The following is a 17,183-nucleotide window of genomic DNA, read 5'->3' as shown; positions in this document are numbered from 1 at the left end:
AAAAATTTAATGTCACCAGAGTCTTTAAAACGATTGCCAACCAAAGTATTAATTAACGTGGATTTACCACTGCCATTTTTACCAATCAGCCCCAATACTTCACCTGGTGCAATCGACAACGAAATATCGCTAAGATTAAAGTCAGACTTGGTATATGATTTATTAAGATTGCTAACTTCTAACAACTGTGTCATTAATACACACTCCCTTTTTCTATTTTATGTTTAATAATGAGCGTCATACACTATTATTTTATGCTTTATAAAACTGTCGTAATTTTATTAAATAGCCTAAGCTGTTATAAATAAAAATAACAATGAGTGCTAATAAGCCAGGTGTCTGGTTTAAACCAGTGTAGATGGAGAAAATACCGATGAAGACAATGGCCATTATCAGTAGGACAAGATTTACTTGATAATTTTTATACATAGAGATTAATACAATATGACGCTCACCATCATCTAATAAAGCTAAAGCTTTCTCTGTGTAATGTTTTTCGGCTATTTTAGGTAGTCGAGCATCAAAACGACGTGAATAGAAGCCTAACATCAATGAGGGGATTAAAGTTAATAAATATGGGATAAGAGCATAAAAAAATTCATTAGGAGCTGCATTGCCTAGAGCAATAAAAAAGATAGCTATAAAACCAATGGCCAATTGTAAATGAGCTATAATGTGTACTTTGTTATAGTCTAAAGTTGCTTGCTTCTCATAATGATCTATATCACTGCCGTCATCAACATTTGAAATCATATATTTATACTTTAATGAACGTTGTTGTACATACCATTGATATAGCATTAATGCCAAAATAAGTAACGAAGTACTTACGCATATAATAAGGTTCAGGCGACTACCAGAGAAATTTGTTGAAGCAATAAACGTGCCAACACGTTCTATATTGCTACCAATTAAGCCACCGATGATACCACCAATGATTATAAAGAATATATAACGGCCTACTTTCATAAATCTTCCTCCTCAATGATGAAGACATCTTCTACAGATTCTCCAAAAATCCGTGCGATTTTCATAGCGGTCAAGATAGATGGTGTAAAATCATTACGTTCTATTAAAGAAACGGTTTGTCTAGAAATCCCTGCTTTCTTTGCAAGTTGCGTTTGATTATAACCATCTCGAGCACGCAGTTCTTTCAGGCGATTGCGCAATAGACATCAACTCCTTAATGTCACAATACAACATCTTTGTCATTTTGACAAGTATATTAGTCAAAATGACATAAATATTTGTCTTTTAATTATTAAAAAATAGACTCCGAGATATCTGTTGTTAGACAACTTGAAGCCTAAAATGGCGTTATAATCGTGACATTAACCATTTAATTGAGCGAAAGCATAAACCGAAAATTTCTGGTATATACAGTAACACTGCGTCAATCAATGACTTGAAACTTTTGCGATGTTTGCGTTTATTGCATTGATTTTCATTTTTATATAATCGATTTTCAGTAGAAGTCACTATTTCACCAACCTTTAAGCTCAACATAACATAAAATGATAATAAATGTTAATATTGACTGTAATAGAAAAGAATATGAGTTTAGTGTTATTTGTAGATAATAAAAGATAAATCTTGACAGTTAATTATAGATACACAAAATTTTGTATAATATAATTTTATTATTGGCAAAATGTGCAATATAAGTTATCTTGGCTTTTTTAGTGAAAGATTTAGTATAATGTTAAAATAAGAGGACAATATGTAAGCGAAATGATACAGTTTATTAAAACGATCATTTAAGAAGAAAAGCGTGTTGTTATTGACTAAAATCATATTGAGAAGGAGAACACACATGGTTACGATAAAACCTCATCAAATAGGTAGTAAAAATGATAATATATTATCTGCAATTGCATATTTAAGCATCTTCTTCGCACCAGTTATTTTACCCGTTGTGATGTGGATTATGATGGAAGACACGATTAAATATCATGCAAAATATGCTTTTTTTAATCATATTGCATGCTTACTATGCATATTTGGAATTCCAGGTTCTGGTGCGTTTCTTTTTGTTTCTGCAATGGTAGTGCCAGAATACATAGAGATTATACAGGTAATAGCTCCCGTTATAGCATTTATACTATTTATTCTCCTGGGAATCTTATTTGTAATTAACATTATGCGTGCAGTAAAGCTATTTATGACCATAAAAGTACCCCGTTAGCTAAATTAGGGAAAGCTGACGAGGTACTTGTGTAGGGAACCCAGCTGCGTGCTTGTTGTATTATATCAACAAATCACATACTAGGTTATATAAACAAAGAGATTTTTAGCAAGCCAACAACAGTAAATGTGTTAGTTATGAGGTTGAGACATTTAGCGATGTCTCTCCTCTTTTTTTGATGAAATTAGCCTATTATAAAGCCATGAGAATGTACTTACCTTAGATGAAGTGTATTGTTTAAGAGGTGAAATACTTTTCCATATAAACAAATTTTGCTCAGTTTACTTATGGATATGGAACAAAATATCATGCGATACAGCTTCAAATAAGTTGCGCGTCTTTGATGTTTGTGTGAATCATTACATAAATTTAAGTCATAAAATAGTCATGATGTCAGACATACGAATATGACGTTTAGAAAGGATAAATGACAGCTTAAGGTGTTGATGCTTAGATGTTTTTCACTAATTATCTATCATGCGGAATAGATATACTTAAAGTTAAGTTATAGTTGTATTAATGTAGATATCTCGAATTATTTTCATAATTCATAGCTGTTAAATTTTAACTAAATTAAGCTGTCAATTCAATGTTTGTCGTTATCTTCCAAATAGATGCTGAGTTTAATCATTCGTGTTGTGAAATATGCAACATCAGTGGTGTTGATAGTAAATTAATGTGAAGTAAGTGAACTGTTATTAATAAGTGATTCTATGGAAGTATTTGAAAACCAAAAAATGTAAAGTGACGGTTGAGATTTCTCATAGGTGGAAATAGCAGACTAGACATGTTAATGGAAACAAGAACGACATATTATCATGCACATTCGTTACTGGCTTTAGAATAGGCGTCCTTCAATCAAGCTATACAGCAAAGAAATAATAGTAATTATTTATGACTTAAAACGGAATCGTTACTTCTTTGTGTATGTTACTAAATTACCACAGCTGGAATAAAGTCTCCTTAATATGAGCTCTCAATTGACTTACAATTTTGTCACATCCAAAACAAAATGTTGCTAATATATTTGGATATAAATAACAATTACATCATGATTTATAAATTGAATTATAAGCTTATATAAAGGTAAACTAGGACCATAACTATGATTTTAATATTATAAAAGATTCGCAAGTGTAGTTCATAAATTTTGAAAAAAGGGGCATATCAGATGAAAATCTTACTTACTGGAGCAACGGGACATTTAGGGACTCATATTACTGAATTAGCAATAAAAGCACGTATCAAAGATTTTAATATAGGTGTTAGAAATTTAGAGAAAGTACCAACTCACTGGAAGGACAATGTGTTAATTCGTCAATTAGATTATTTTGATGTAGAAAGTATGACACAAGCGCTTGAACACATAGATTTAGTTATCTTCATTCCAAGTATTATTCATCCGTCATTTAAACGATTGCCAGAAGTTGAAAACTTAGTGCAAGCAGCACAAAAGGCACAAGTGAAACAGATATTTTATATTGGTTTTTATGCAGATCAGCATAATAATCCATTCCATATGAGTCCATATTTTGCCTATGCAGAACGCTTACTAGCTTCTAGCCGTCTTAACTACACGTATATTCGCATGGCGATGTATATGGACCCATTGAAACCGTACTTACCTGAATTAGTAAAAATGAAAAAGCTTATTTATCCAGTGGGTGATGGCCGTATTAATTATATTTCGCGTCACGATATAGCTAAAGGTGTGATTGCTATCTTGCAACAACCAGAGGCATGGGGTGGACGGTATTTATTATCAGGGCATAGTTATAGTATGCCAGAACCAGCCACAATACTTTCAGAAGCAGCTGGTAGTACAATCAATTATGCGCCTGTCTCGTTAGATACGTTTGCTTCTATGTATGATGAACCAAAAGGATTTGGAGCGTTATTAGCTTCAATGTATGATGCAGCTGCTAGAGGCTTATTAGATCAACATGCTGATGATTATCAAAAGCTTGTGAATGACACACCACAGACATTTGCACAATTTTTATCACAGTCTTAAAAAATAATAACGGGACAGCATTCATTATGAATTCGTAGTCCCGCCCGCGGTAAGGTTGACTAGGATTGATAAAAGCTTGGTATCAGCGTATTTTCAATCCAGTCAACTACTGCCAATATTTAGTTTATAGCCTAGAACATAATGATGTCCCAGACTCGCTTCATTTTTCTAACTATTTGAACTATGTTTAACGACGTTTACCGTCAAAAGTATCTAAGAGACTTAAAGTTGCAAGTCCTAATAAATCTAAAGCATGTTGTGCGCCTGCTTTACCGTGGCCTGCTTCAAAGTGTTTATAAGCGGCTACACCTAACACGCCAATAGTTGTTAAAGAAGCAAGGCGTGAAATGTTTTTGTTTAAAAAACTTACAGAAAATAATGTTGCACTAGCAGCTTCTAATCCACCTACTAATGGGACAAGTTTTTCATCAAGACCAAAGACATTACTGAATGTATCTTTCATTTCTTGATCACCTTTTAATTTTGGCTTTGAAGCCTCAAATAATTCTTTCGCAATTTTAACATTTGTGACGTATCTTAATATCATTTAAAATTCCTCCTACTTATCTTCAAAATATTTATCTACAATAGGTTTGACACGTTCGCCAAATAAACGAATAGACTTCATTGTGTTTTCATGTGGCATAGAGCCTACGGGTGTGTGGATCATAAAGCGTGATAAACCTAATGTTTCAATCGTCTCAATTATTTTTTGTGCTACGGTTTCAGGGCTTCCAAGATAAATGGCACCTTGTGGCCCGATTTCTCTTTCGAACGCATTCTCATCAAACTCGGGCCAACCGCGTTCTTGTCCTAATACATCTTGATGTGCTTTTAAAGATGGGAAAAATTCTCTTCTAGCATCTTCATCTGTTTCAGCAATATAGCCCCAAGAATGTACAGCAATAGGTAATTTCTCAGGATTGTGTCCGTATGAACGTGCCACAGATTTATAAATTTCGATATGTCGTTTGAAACGACGTGGATTACCTCCAATGATGGCATACGTAATAGGTAAGCCGAATGCACCAGTACGCAATGATGATTCAGGTGTGCCACCAGTCGCGATAGAAATTGGTATTGGTCCATGTTCAGCACGCGGATAAATACCTGTTTCATCAATGCTGGGACGTAAAGTTCCTTCCCAGCTAATCACGGGTTGCTGGTTAATTTTTAACAATAATTGCAACTTTTCATTAAAAAGATCCTCATAATCATTAAGGTTATAACCAAACAGCGGAAAGGATTCAATAAATGAACCTCGGCCAATCATGATTTCAGCACGTCCATTTGATACAGCATCTAATGTTGAAAAACGTTCATAAACACGTACAGGGTCATCAGATGAAAGGACGGTTACTGCTGATGATAAGCGAATATGTGATGTGGTAGCAGCAGCGGCTAACACCGTTACTGGATCTGAAACGGCATAATCCTCTCTATGGTGTTCCCCTAATCCATAGATATCTAAACCTAATTGATCAGCTAACTTTATTTCTTCTACAATATTACGTATGCGTTGGGCATTGCTGATTTTTTCCTGTTTACCATCTGGCATATAGATGTCACTGTTATCAGCGAATGATGTTAAACCTAATTCTACTTTCAATATGAACACCACCTAGGTATAAAAATTATACTGATATTTTATGCTTATTTCATTAAAGTGTCAATAACGATGTTTCCGGTATCTTTTTTATTTAAATTATAAAAATAGAAACATTAAATACTCTGTTTTAGCAGTATATGTTCCTATCTTTATGTATGTAACTGATTACTTTACCTTGTTAAAAAGAGTGATTAATCAAGAATCCAATAAGACACAAGCAACCGATAAGACAAACACATAAGCCAGGTAAATAAAGCTTTTCTCTTAAGTCTACCGACGTTGTTCGATGCGAAATTAGCCAACTTAATATCATTAGCGTTATACCGATAACGATTAACAATAAAGAGATAATAAACATAGAAAGCCCCCTTATCAAAGACTATGGAATGCTTGAGGTACTAATTTTAAGCAATATACATATTCCCTAAAAGCACATAAAAAATGCGTGAATATGAAGTGTTTGTAAATTTGTAAAATTTAATTAACTAAAATTATGAAATGATAGAATTTGTGTAATAAGTGCATCTGTTGCAAAAAAGAGTGACGCGTGTGTAAAATAAAGTTGATAATTATCAACCAATCGTGTATAACATAGCTATAAATAGTTATAAATTGTCAAGGAATATTAGAAAAAGGGTGACATAAATGAGGTTATTCAAATCATCACAAGGAAGACAACCATTCGGCACCTATATTAAACTATCATGTTCTGCATTACTTATAAGTAGTGTGTTTGTGAATTATAGTTCAATAGAGAATGTTCACGCTGAAACCGCAGAAAATCAAAGTATAGATGAAAATCATCATAAAATATCACAGTGGATTAGTGATGCTAAACAAGATTTAAATGAATTAAATGCATTAAATGATAGCGTTCGTAAACAATTTGAGAAACAGCTAGATGAGGCTACTTCACGTCAAGAAATTAAACAAATTGTCGCTGATGCAACAGATGAAAATCAAGCGCGTGAGGACAGTAGCGAAGCGGATAACACTTCGTCACAAGATACAAAGCATTCAGCACAATCAACTACAACGACAGATATTACTGCTGAGTTAGATAAAATTTTAGCTGATTTAAATGCAGTTGTTGATAAGGATATTACCGATACACCAAAAGCGTCTGAGGCACAACGTGGAACTAAAGACAACGAACAGTACGATGCATCAAAGGTAAAAGATAAAGAACGTCAAAATGACCAAAAATCAACAACAGTGCTAGATGATTTAGCACATATTAAAGATCATGTTAAACAAGCTGATAGTGCTGTAACTAAAGATGACAAGGAACAAACCGAGCCAAATAACAAAGAAATAAAAAGTAATCAACAGCAAACTCCAACAGTAAAATCACACGAAAAGAATGAGGATCAATTGAAGCCACAACATCGTGATGCGAATCATTCAACACGGGCTGATAAAGCAATAGATTCAGCTGCATCTAAACAAGATACAAACAGCACTCATCTGATGGAAAAATTAGACAAACAGTTAACACCAACGGAAAAAATTGAAGCTGCTGTTACTAAAGTTCAAAATGATAATCATCATAACAATAAAGATTATGCTGATAAACGACTTAATCAATTAGCGACATTGAAAGAAAATGTCGCTAACAGAGTTGATATTGCTCAAGATAAGAAAAAACAAATCATAACTGATATTGAGCGTGCAGCAAACAAGACTACTGCTAATCGCCAAATCATACAAAATGATTTAGCTCAGGCAGAAGATAAAGAAGCTGTAGTTAAAGATATTGTTACAACTATTTTTAGCCCGAACGAGGCACAACAAATATTAAAAAATATGTCAGTTAAAGGGAAAACAGACAAAGAGATTGCAGACCAATTGTTGCAGCATATTGATAAACTAGCTTTAACATCAAGTGACGACATATTAGCATCAATGTTTGATCAAACAAAAGACAAATCACACCTTATCGAAACCATTTTAGGCATGAAACTAAGCCCGGAAGAAGCCAAGAAAGCGGCTCAACGTTTAACAAATGCAAAATTATCTAATAAAGCATTAGTTCAACAATTGAAAAAGGAATTTGGACTTAATGGTAAAGCCAATGCAGATGATATTTTGCAAAGTATATTAGATCAGTCAACCAATCAGAAAGAAGCAATTAAAACGATTTTAGCCACTAAAATCAACGAGGAAAAAGCACGACTTTTAGCAGATGTCATTTCTCGTGTAAGTAAAGATAAAAAAGACGTATTGCAATTAGTGAAAAGTGCACTTAATGGCAAAGCAGATGATTTATTACAATTGAAACATAGACTCGATCAAGCACAACATCAAGCAGATGATATTTTAGCGCCAATTAAAAATCGACCTTCCTTACTTGATCGACTTCATGCAGATGCACAACGACATCGAAGCGTACTTGATCAAATCGACGATATTCCTAACCCAACACAAGGGTTATCATTAGGTCATATTAATAATCAAGACAACTTTTTAAGCGGATTATTTGATGATAATGGCTCGCTATCATTGCCTGCCTCTGGTCAGGTACTTAAAACTTATTGGCCGGTACTAGCAATAGGCATGATACTTATTGGTGGAGGATTATTGTTGCTTGCAAGAACTCGAAAACAGCATAATGCAAAATCATAAAAATCACATAAAATTAGACGAATAAAGCGTCAGTTATGATATACACCCCAAAAGTTGGATTAAAATGCAACTTAATGGGGTGTATTTTTATGGAGTAACATTATAAATCTGAAGTTAAGTAAAAATAATTCAACCATGCATAGTAGGAAAGGTGGCTATGCATATATTAAAAAAATGGATGTACTAGCGATGTTGACACGCAATCATATGTTTAAGGTGATAATCATACTTACTATAAGTTAGTGATACGCCAAAGTGAAAATGACAGGTAATTATAGAATTATTACATTTACCAAAAATACATATCCATAATATTCTGTAATGTCATACTTATATTTTATAGCGAGCCAACAATACGAAGTCTTGTAAATAAAGAAGAGAGCGGTACTACGAATTTATAATGAATTCTGTCCCGCTCCTTATCCTAGGAATTCTGTCCTAGACTATATATTTTGAGATGTATGTCTTATTTTGGTGTTTATTGTTATCTATTGAATAACTTACATTATTTTCCACTAATATAACTTAATTGATCCGCTGTATTAGCATCGAGTGTGCGATATGAAATGATACCTAAACCTTTGACATTAGATTCAGAAATGACGATAGAACCATCATCATTGACGCGTTCTACAAAGGCCACGTGTCCGTAATAACTACTTGCACCTGCTTGACCAGCTTCAAAGACCACTGCACTATGAGTTTTAGGTGTGGTATCAACATGATAACCTTCAGATTGTGCACGATTATTCCAATTATGTGCGTCACCTAAATCTCCACCAATAGCTAAGTCAAATTGTTGCATACGTTTATAAACATACCAAGTACATTGACCTTGTGGATAGGGGCTTGTTGAATTGGTGTCAATAAATGGTTTAAAGTCATTACCTGTGTTATCCATGCCTGGATTGCTAGAATTGTAATGTGTTAAATCTGGTAGTTTTTTGTGATCAAAATCTGTTAAATGATAATGTTTGATGAGTTGATTTAACTTTGTTGCATAGTTTGGGTCTGTTGCATATGTTCTAGCTAAATGCGCTGTGGCGTCACGATAGCTAGATGTTTCACTTTTCCATGTTGGTTGATAAATCGTTGCATTACCATCAATGCCCTCTTTAATCAGTTGAACATAATCTTCTAATGAAGCTTTTTTATTCGGATATTTACGGAAAGCAGCTTGGATACTATATAATTGATTATTTGCCGTAGCCTCTAGTGTATTAAATTCACTAGATTCTCCTTTATATGCGCCTTTAATACCGAACAAATTAAAGTTTGGTGCTTTGGCAAGCGTACTCTGACCGGAATCAGATTCTAAAATTGCTTGTGCAATCATGACAGAGGTATAGATATCATTTTCTTGTCCTAATTGATGGGCATCAGTACCAATTGCCTTAATAAATGTGCGTGTTTGTTGACTGTCAACCACACTTAAGTCATCAGTAGAACTTGTATTGTCTGAAGCTTGGGGTATTGTTGCAAATAGACTTGTTGCACGTGTATTGGCTTGTTTTGTAGCTTCTTCAAATGATTGAGCTGGGACAGTAGCATGGGACACGCTATCTTTTGATGGTAATTGTGGGTTGTCAATTTGATGACGTGTTTCACGATCTTTCTTGACATCGATATGCGCGTATTTTTGGTGTGTTGTCGTTGTTGCGTTACTTTGTTTATGTTTATCTGATGTTTTATCTTGTGTATAGTCTTGCTGTGTTTTCTTTGCATTATCACTGTATTCATCCAAAATTGAATCTATAACGGCATCTGAAGCTGAATCGGTTGACTCTTTGTTTGAATCATTCTGTTTATCTTGCGCGGTATCATGTGATGGCGCTTCTTGGTGTGGTTTTTCCTCAGATGACGCCTCTTTGTCATCATCCTTTGATGCTTCACTATCATGTCGACGCTGTGTATCTTGAGCGTGATTAGAAGCATCATCTAAGTTATCTAATTCATCTAACGCATCACTGACTTTATTATCATCTGTTGTCGCGTCTTTAGCTGATTGGTCATTTTGTTCTGATGTCGTTGTTGAATGCTGGTCTGTTGAGTCTGTTGTAGATGTTTTGTCTTGTTGCTCAGTTGCAGATTCCATATCATCAGACGTATCTTGAGCTGTACGCTCTGTTGTTTCAGGATCAGATGAAAAAATTGCTGTCAATAGCTCTGACAATGAATCCTGCTGACCACGTGGATTTAAATAATTTGAAGATAAAGTATCGTCGGAAAAGAGCTTATTAAATATAGATAAGTCATCTTCATCATGGGAAGCTTTTTTTGTTCGAGTATATTGTTTGAACTTAGTAGTTTTAGCAGATTTCTCTTGTTTCTTTGTTGTTTGTTCATCATTAGTGTCAGAAGTATCATCGTTATCTGATTTATCTACAGACGCATGGTTACTTTCATTATGGCTTTGGTTTGTCAATTCAGTCGCATGTGCGATATCGGATGTAAATGTAGGTACGATAAGTGTTGTTGATAATAAGTAAATGAATATTTTTTGCTTTGACATCTTTAGAAGAACTCCTTGGAAATTAATTTCTGTAATACGGTAAAATGATCATGTGACTGACATTAGATTTACTTTGTCACACTGGCATGTATTTGATATAATTTAGTTTAGATTTGTTTTTGTTGATATCTATCAACCAATGATTAAACCTTGTAATAAAAATTATTATACTAGTATTGGTTAGAAAAAAACAGTCCAAGGACTAGATAAATAACAATATATTTATACTATCAGTTTAAAATAATCTAATGTAACATAAATGAGTAGCTTATGTGCGTAGGACAGTATTTTTTATAGGGAGTGTGACAATGAAAAACGCACTGAAATTATTTCGATTTGATTTAAAACGAATTGCGAAAACACCAGCAGTTTGGATTATCATAGCAGGTTTAGCAATTTTGCCGTCTTTTTATGCCTGGTTCAATTTATGGGCCATGTGGGATCCATATAGTAAGACGGATCATATTAAAGTAGCCGTTGTGAATGAAGATCAGGGAGACAAAGTTCGAAATAAAGAAATCAATGTAGGTAATTCAATTGTTAACAAGCTTAAGAAAAATGGAAAGTTTGATTGGCAATTTGTTAGCAGAGCGAAAGCAGACCATGAAATCAAAATGGGGAAATACACTGCAGGCATATACATACCTAAAGAATTTTCACATGAAATAACGGGAACATTGCGCAAACAACCACAAAAGGCTAATGTTGAATATAAAGTAAACCAAAAAAACAATGCTGTTGCACCTAAAATGACAGATACAGGATCGACAGTAATTGTTGATGAAGCAAATAAAGCCTTTGATGAAACCGTCTCTAAAGCATTGTTGACAGAAGCAAATAAAGTAGGACTAAAAATCGAAGATGAAGTACCTACGATAAACAAAATAAAAAATGCTGTTTATGCAGCGAAACAATCATTGCCAAAAATTAATGCAATTGGTAATAAAATACTCTATTTAAACGATCATCAAGATCAATTAGATCAGTATGCAGATAAGTTTCGAGGACTTGGTCGTTACAAAGGTGATATTGTATCGGCACAAGATAAGTTAAATGCAGTCAATGCATCCATACCTGCTTTAAATGAAAAGGCAAAACTCGTATTAGCTTTGAACGCCTATATGCCTAACATTGAACGTGTGTTAAATGTTGCTTCTAATGACGTGCCACAACAATTTCCTAAAATTAACCGCGGTGTCTCACTCGTCAATCAAGGTATGAACACTGCACAAAGTGGGTTAAATGATGCCGACCGTTATTTAACCATAGCAAAACAGCGTGTGGGAGATTACCAAGAAGCAGCTGGACGTGCGCAAGATGCGAATAACAACATTAACTCACGTTTACAACAAGGCAGTGTAAGTCAGCAAAGCACTCAGACATCCAGCAATGGTGTGCCTTATAAAGTTGAGCAAGTTAGCACGAGCAGCTATGATGTACCGCAAGCTGGACAAATTGTTTCAAACAATGATGTTAAGTCCATGAATAGCGCTTTAGCAGAAGCACTATTATCACTATCTAAACAAGCAGATACGCAAGTTGAAGGAAACCAATCCGATTTAGCAGCATTAAAAAATATAGCTTATGGTGTGATTGCATCGGATAAACCAGATGAATTTAAAGAAAGTTTAAATCATGTGTCATCTCGTATTGAAGCTACAACACAATATAATCGTCAATTTATCGATACGTTAAAAGAACTTGAAAAAAGTGAACATGTCGATTTAAGCTCACAAATCAACAAGATTAATAACACAAATAAGCAACTGAATGATTTAATGCGTTCAGTAAATCAACTATCTGATGCCTTATCTAATGGTAGTACGGGTCAAGCTCAAGCCGTAGATATATTACGTCAATTACCAAATGTCAATGAGCAACTTAAGCAGTTTCGTTCATTTATCAAGCAAGATCTTAATCAACGCTTACTCGACATATCTAATGACATTACAGATGTGTTAAATAAGGGGCAACAAACCTTATCTACTGTGCAGTCTAAGCTCACAAGCATTGAGAACGTGATTGAAGCAGGGCATCATATTCTTAATAACGGACAACAAACGGTAAGTCGTATTCAAAGTGAATTACCTGCTATCGAGCAAGCTTATATTAATGCGATGCAAACGGCACAAGCTTATTTCCCAACGATCAAACAGAATGTAGCTAAAGCTGCTAACTTTGTAAGAAATGATTTACCACAGTTAGAACAACGGCTTGCTAACGCTACAGCGACGGTAAATGATAATATTCCAGCATTATTTTCTAGATATGATCAACTTGTTGGATTGTTAGATAAGAACCAGCCACAAGCGAAGCAAGCATTAGGAAATATGGCTCAATTTATTGAGCATAAATTGCCTGGCATTGAGAAAGATTTAACTAAAGCGGATAAGATTTTCAGGCAGCTAGATAAAGATGATGCCGTTGATAAAGTGATCGATACATTGAAGAATGACTTGAAGAAACAAGCTGACGTCATTGCACATCCAATCTCTAAAAAGCAAATTGATATTTTCCCAGTTAAAAATTATGGTTCAGGCATGACACCATTCTATACGGCATTATCAATTTGGGTAGGCGCACTATTGATGGTAAGTTTATTGTCTGTAGACAACAAACATCAAGTTCTAAAAGGTCGATTGACAACACGACAAATCTATTTAGGAAAAGCCGGACTGTTCTTATTATTAGGTGTGGTACAGGCACTAATTGTGACATTAGGAGACTTGCTTATTTTAAAAGCAAGTGTAGAATCACCTATACTATTTGTATTAATAGCACTTTTTGCTTCATTAGTCTTTAATACCATTGTTTATACATGCGTCTCATTACTTGGTAATCCAGGTAAAGCCATTGCCATTATTTTGTTAGTATTACAAATCGCTGGTGGTGGAGGAACCTTCCCTGTAGTGACTGCACCGGGATTCTTCCAAACGATTTCGCCTTATTTACCATTTACGTATGCGATTGATTCATTACGTGAAACTGTTGGAGGTATAGTACCAGCTATTTTAATTCCAAAATTGATTATTTTAGGATTGTTTGGTCTCGGCTTCTTAACGATTGGTTTATGTTTAAAACCAATTCTTGATCCGATGATGCGCAAAGTCACTAAAAAAGTTAATAAAAGTAATGTTACAGAATAGCTATAAGAAAAGCGCATGCCTCGTGATGATATGATGTCAACACGAGGCATGCGCTTTATTTGTTAATGGTTCGTTTTAGATTGTGTAGTAGATGCAGCGGAAGAATGGGAAGCAGAACGGTTAGTATTACTATCACTATCATTACCGCCACCACCTTGGCCACTGTGCTGTTGTGACTTAGCGTTGTTGCCGTGGTTTGAATTCGCATTGTTATTTGTCTTAGGTGTTTCATTTGATTTTTGTTGCTCAGCAGACTGTTGAGATTTTACAGGTTGCTGTTGTTGATAATGATATTGAGGTGCCTGTTGCTGAACATTTTGTCCATTGTTGGCAGGTGCTGTAGTAGCATTGTTTGCCGACTGCGGTGTGTCTAATTGTGCATCGTCTTCAGGGCTGTTGTCTTTGTGTGTATCATTCTTTTTCTTAGTAGATTCAACCTTGTCTTTCTGGTCGGAAGTTGAATGATGCGTTGTCGTAGCTGCAAAAAACACAGAAAAGCCTAAAGCAACAACGAGTAATAAAATAGTTATAGCTGCTAATACTTTTTTCAAAAATAATGCCTCCATCGTCTAAATGATTATGTATTAAACTTCACCTTATATCTATGTATTGAGTTTTATGATGCAAATAATGTATGCTTTATCATTTTACACTATTAAAAAAATGATTTCGACTTAATTTTCATATAAGGCTAAAGTCTAATATGTAGGAGACATACTAAGATTAGCTATGAACTCTGTCCTGCTCCCAACTCACAGTAAGAAAGTAGTAGAAAAGTATAATCAAAAGTTCACTGGTGTTACAGCGAATGGTCGTAAAGCGAGTAAAGTTCAATTTGTCGTTAAAGGTAACTTAACATATGACAAGTTAGTTAAAGCTTATGGTAACAACTTGAAAAAAGTTAAAGATGATACAAATAGAAAAGATATAAGCCTGTTCGTCTATAAATCAACAAAAAAGGGTTTAGGAGTTACATGCTTTGTTAAACATGGCAAAGTAGTTGAAGTAGATATGAGCGATGCGAGATTTACAACAAGTAAATAATATAAGTAGTCTATGAAGACAGTGATAAAAGACGTCTTCATAGCTATTTTTTCGTCTAGACATTTGAGGTTATTCCACATTACATAAGACATTAAAATCCAAGTTCATTGTTTCATTGCCACGCTCATTACTTATAACAATATATTGCTGTTGCGTGTCAATATGTTTAATATAGCCAGAGATTGAATGGATATAACCACTGCGCCAATAACTAATAATAGCGAGTTGCTGGTGGACGAATTTCGTTGTTAAATTGCGATTGATGAGTGTTAATTGGTCTTCAGATAAGCTGGGCATGTCAATTTTATTTTGTTCTTCGATATAGTCACGCAGCTGTTGATATTGCTCTGGCATTGTCGCAAACGGTGCCCATTTGACGATACCACGACCTTGTGGAATATTACTGTCTAAGTATTCTCTTGGTATTTTTCGATAATCGGTTTCATGTCGATATTGTTTAGGAATCATAGTTATCACCTCGAACTCATTATAGAACATATGTTCGTAAATTTAAATAGAAAACTACAATTTTCAAAAATATAAATAATCGCAGGACATAGAAGTGGATTAATAGGGTATAGGTAATTCGTAGAAAGACTTTATGCATATCATGATTGATTGAACAAAGGGGAAATGAATTTATGTCACATGGTCCTATTCAAGTGAATAGTGAAATTGGAACATTAAAAACTGTATTGCTAAAACGACCGGGGAAAGAATTAGAAAATTTAATACCGGATCATTTAAGTGGTCTATTGTTTGATGATATTCCATATTTAAAAGTGGCTCAAGAAGAGCATGATCATTTTGCACAAACATTGCGGGATGAAGGTGTAGAAGTACTATATTTGGAGCAATTAGCAGCCGAAGCAATTGTAGAGCCGAACGTACGTGCACAATTTATTGAAGAGGTGTTGACAGAATGTCCAGAAACGATTCTCGGACATGAACAAGAAATTAAAGCCTACTTTGCTACATTGACTAATGAGGAATTGATTGAAAAAATCATGTCTGGTGTTCGCAAAGAAGAAATTAAATTAAAATCAATTCATTTAGTGGAATATATTGATGATTTATACCCATTTTATTTAGACCCAATGCCAAATTTATACTTTACACGTGATCCACAAGCTTCTATTGGACATGGGATGACAGTAAACCGCATGTATTTTGGTGCACGCCGTCGAGAGTCTATTTTTATGTCATATATATTAAAGTATCATCCTCGTTTTAAAGATGAAGATATTCCAGTATGGTTGGATCGACAGACACCATTTAATATTGAAGGTGGGGATGAACTCGTATTATCTAAAGAAGTATTAGCTATTGGAATTTCCGAACGCACGTCTGCCCAAGCGATTGAACGTTTAGCACGGCAAGTCTTATTTAATGCAGATGCAACATTCACAAAAGTATTAGCGATAGAAATTCCTAATAGTCGTACCTTTATGCACTTGGATACTGTCTTTACAATGATTGATTATGATAAATTTACGATGCATGCAGCTATTTTCAAGAAAGAACAAAATATGAATATCTTTACTATTGAGCAAAACACACAAGGTGATGATATTCAAATTACACGGTCAAGCGATTTAAAAGCGACATTAGAGCAGGCACTTGGTATCGAAGAAATTGAATTTATTCCTACAGGTAATGGAGATATTATCGATGGTGCTCGAGAACAATGGAATGATGGTTCTAACACATTATGCATTCGTCCAGGAGTGGTTATTACATATAATCGCAATTATGTATCTAACCAATTATTACGTGAAAAAGGGATTAAAGTGATTGAAATTAGAGGTAGTGAACTCGTGCGTGGTCGCGGAGGTCCAAGATGTATGAGTCAGCCTTTATATAGAGAAGAGATAGATTAGCAAAGTGGTTCTTTCTGATATGATTATAATGCTATAACACGGAAAAATATTGGAAAATCATGTATAGCAATATGAGCAAGATTATGATTGTAATATATAAGGCCCCTCATTATTTTGGTTTAATAAAGTTTATTAGACTATACGATAGGGCCTTATTTTTTGAGCTGT

General features: G+C 34.5%; 13 protein-coding genes and 1 pseudogene. 6 read left to right on the top strand and 8 right to left on the bottom strand.

Annotated elements, in window-relative coordinates; genetic code table 11:
- The 3 genes and pseudogenes from HMPREF2864_RS10480 to HMPREF2864_RS10470 form a co-directional block, all read right to left on the bottom strand.
- Positions 1–194: pseudogene (locus HMPREF2864_RS10480) on the bottom strand (ATP-binding cassette domain-containing protein); the annotation flags it as partial.
- Positions 195–252: 58 nt separating this feature from the next.
- On the bottom strand, positions 253–969 hold the full coding sequence (locus HMPREF2864_RS10475; protein WP_002460660.1) for a DUF3169 family protein: 717 nt from the start codon (positions 967–969) through the stop codon (positions 253–255).
- Positions 966–1,169: a helix-turn-helix transcriptional regulator gene (locus HMPREF2864_RS10470; protein WP_002460658.1), complete on the bottom strand. Its 204-nt coding sequence runs from the start codon at positions 1,167–1,169 to the stop codon at positions 966–968. The genes HMPREF2864_RS10475 and HMPREF2864_RS10470 overlap by 4 nt, the downstream gene beginning before the upstream one ends.
- Positions 1,170–1,813: 644 nt before the next feature.
- On the opposite strand from HMPREF2864_RS10470, the gene HMPREF2864_RS10465 reads away from it, so the two are divergent.
- Both HMPREF2864_RS10465 and HMPREF2864_RS10460 read left to right on the top strand, forming a co-directional pair.
- A complete protein-coding gene (locus tag HMPREF2864_RS10465; RefSeq protein ID WP_002478990.1) occupies positions 1,814–2,185 on the top strand; it encodes a hypothetical protein in 372 nt (123 codons plus the stop codon).
- A gap of 1,171 nt (positions 2,186–3,356) precedes the next feature.
- The gene (locus HMPREF2864_RS10460; RefSeq protein WP_070545677.1) at positions 3,357–4,199 is read left to right on the top strand and encodes an SDR family oxidoreductase; all 843 of its coding nucleotides are present in this window, start codon (positions 3,357–3,359) and stop codon (positions 4,197–4,199) included.
- A 187-nt stretch (positions 4,200–4,386) separates the two neighbouring features.
- Here HMPREF2864_RS10460 and HMPREF2864_RS10455 read toward each other — a convergent pair whose 3' ends face one another.
- Positions 4,387–4,746 (bottom strand): hypothetical protein, encoded by a 360-nt coding sequence (locus HMPREF2864_RS10455; protein WP_002460655.1) that lies wholly within the window; start codon positions 4,744–4,746, stop codon positions 4,387–4,389.
- Positions 4,747–4,758: 12 nt separating this feature from the next.
- Positions 4,759–5,808 carry an LLM class flavin-dependent oxidoreductase gene (locus HMPREF2864_RS10450; RefSeq protein ID WP_070545674.1) on the bottom strand — a complete coding sequence of 350 codons (1,050 nt, stop codon included), beginning with the start codon at positions 5,806–5,808 and terminating at the stop codon, positions 4,759–4,761.
- Between the two features lie 645 nt (positions 5,809–6,453).
- On the opposite strand from HMPREF2864_RS10450, the gene HMPREF2864_RS10445 reads away from it, so the two are divergent.
- On the top strand, positions 6,454–8,433 hold the full coding sequence (locus HMPREF2864_RS10445; protein ID WP_060795768.1) for a GA module-containing protein: 1,980 nt from the start codon (positions 6,454–6,456) through the stop codon (positions 8,431–8,433).
- 505 nt (positions 8,434–8,938) lie between these two features.
- Here the strand turns inward: HMPREF2864_RS10445 and HMPREF2864_RS10440 are convergent.
- Positions 8,939–10,945, bottom strand: coding sequence for an amidase domain-containing protein (locus tag HMPREF2864_RS10440; protein WP_070545671.1), 2,007 nt, complete (start codon positions 10,943–10,945; stop codon positions 8,939–8,941).
- A gap of 308 nt (positions 10,946–11,253) precedes the next feature.
- Here HMPREF2864_RS10440 and HMPREF2864_RS10435 point away from each other — a divergent pair, with 308 nt between their 5' ends.
- Positions 11,254–14,091, top strand: a complete 2,838-nt coding sequence (locus HMPREF2864_RS10435) for a YhgE/Pip domain-containing protein (RefSeq protein ID WP_070545668.1) — start codon at positions 11,254–11,256, stop codon at positions 14,089–14,091.
- 62 nt (positions 14,092–14,153) lie between these two features.
- Here the strand turns inward: HMPREF2864_RS10435 and HMPREF2864_RS10430 are convergent, their stop codons facing one another.
- Complete coding sequence (locus tag HMPREF2864_RS10430; RefSeq protein WP_037544333.1) at positions 14,154–14,642, bottom strand: hypothetical protein; 489 nt, start codon at positions 14,640–14,642, stop codon at positions 14,154–14,156.
- 178 nt (positions 14,643–14,820) lie between these two features.
- Here HMPREF2864_RS10430 and HMPREF2864_RS10425 point away from each other — a divergent pair, with 178 nt between their 5' ends.
- On the top strand, positions 14,821–15,135 hold the full coding sequence (locus HMPREF2864_RS10425) for a hypothetical protein (protein ID WP_062078204.1): 315 nt from the start codon (positions 14,821–14,823) through the stop codon (positions 15,133–15,135).
- A gap of 69 nt (positions 15,136–15,204) precedes the next feature.
- Here HMPREF2864_RS10425 and HMPREF2864_RS10420 read toward each other — a convergent pair whose 3' ends face one another.
- Complete coding sequence (locus HMPREF2864_RS10420) at positions 15,205–15,603, bottom strand: YolD-like family protein (protein ID WP_070545665.1); 399 nt, start codon at positions 15,601–15,603, stop codon at positions 15,205–15,207.
- Between the two features lie 173 nt (positions 15,604–15,776).
- Between HMPREF2864_RS10420 and arcA the strand changes: the two genes are divergently transcribed.
- The gene (gene arcA / locus HMPREF2864_RS10415; protein ID WP_002492452.1) at positions 15,777–17,015 is read left to right on the top strand and encodes an arginine deiminase; all 1,239 of its coding nucleotides are present in this window, start codon (positions 15,777–15,779) and stop codon (positions 17,013–17,015) included.
- The last annotated feature ends 168 nt before the right edge of the window (positions 17,016–17,183 follow it).

This window comes from Staphylococcus sp. HMSC059F04, from assembly GCF_001812565.1.
Taxonomy (GTDB): Bacteria; Bacillota; Bacilli; order Staphylococcales; family Staphylococcaceae; genus Staphylococcus; species Staphylococcus lugdunensis.
This window is presented reverse-complemented; position numbering and strand designations above follow the sequence as displayed.

Coding starts and splice junctions, on each gene's coding strand:
- HMPREF2864_RS10475 (WP_002460660.1), bottom strand. CDS start 969: ATGAAAGTAGGCCGTTATATATTCTTTATAATCATTGGTGGTATCATC.
- HMPREF2864_RS10465 (WP_002478990.1), top strand. CDS start 1,814: ATGGTTACGATAAAACCTCATCAAATAGGTAGTAAAAATGATAATATA.
- HMPREF2864_RS10460 (WP_070545677.1), top strand. CDS start 3,357: ATGAAAATCTTACTTACTGGAGCAACGGGACATTTAGGGACTCATATT.
- HMPREF2864_RS10455 (WP_002460655.1), bottom strand. CDS start 4,746: ATGATATTAAGATACGTCACAAATGTTAAAATTGCGAAAGAATTATTT.
- HMPREF2864_RS10445 (WP_060795768.1), top strand. CDS start 6,454: ATGAGGTTATTCAAATCATCACAAGGAAGACAACCATTCGGCACCTAT.
- HMPREF2864_RS10440 (WP_070545671.1), bottom strand. CDS start 10,945: ATGTCAAAGCAAAAAATATTCATTTACTTATTATCAACAACACTTATC.
- HMPREF2864_RS10435 (WP_070545668.1), top strand. CDS start 11,254: ATGAAAAACGCACTGAAATTATTTCGATTTGATTTAAAACGAATTGCG.
- HMPREF2864_RS10425 (WP_062078204.1), top strand. CDS start 14,821: ATGAACTCTGTCCTGCTCCCAACTCACAGTAAGAAAGTAGTAGAAAAG.
- HMPREF2864_RS10420 (WP_070545665.1), bottom strand. CDS start 15,603: ATGATTCCTAAACAATATCGACATGAAACCGATTATCGAAAAATACCA.
- arcA (WP_002492452.1), top strand. CDS start 15,777: ATGTCACATGGTCCTATTCAAGTGAATAGTGAAATTGGAACATTAAAA.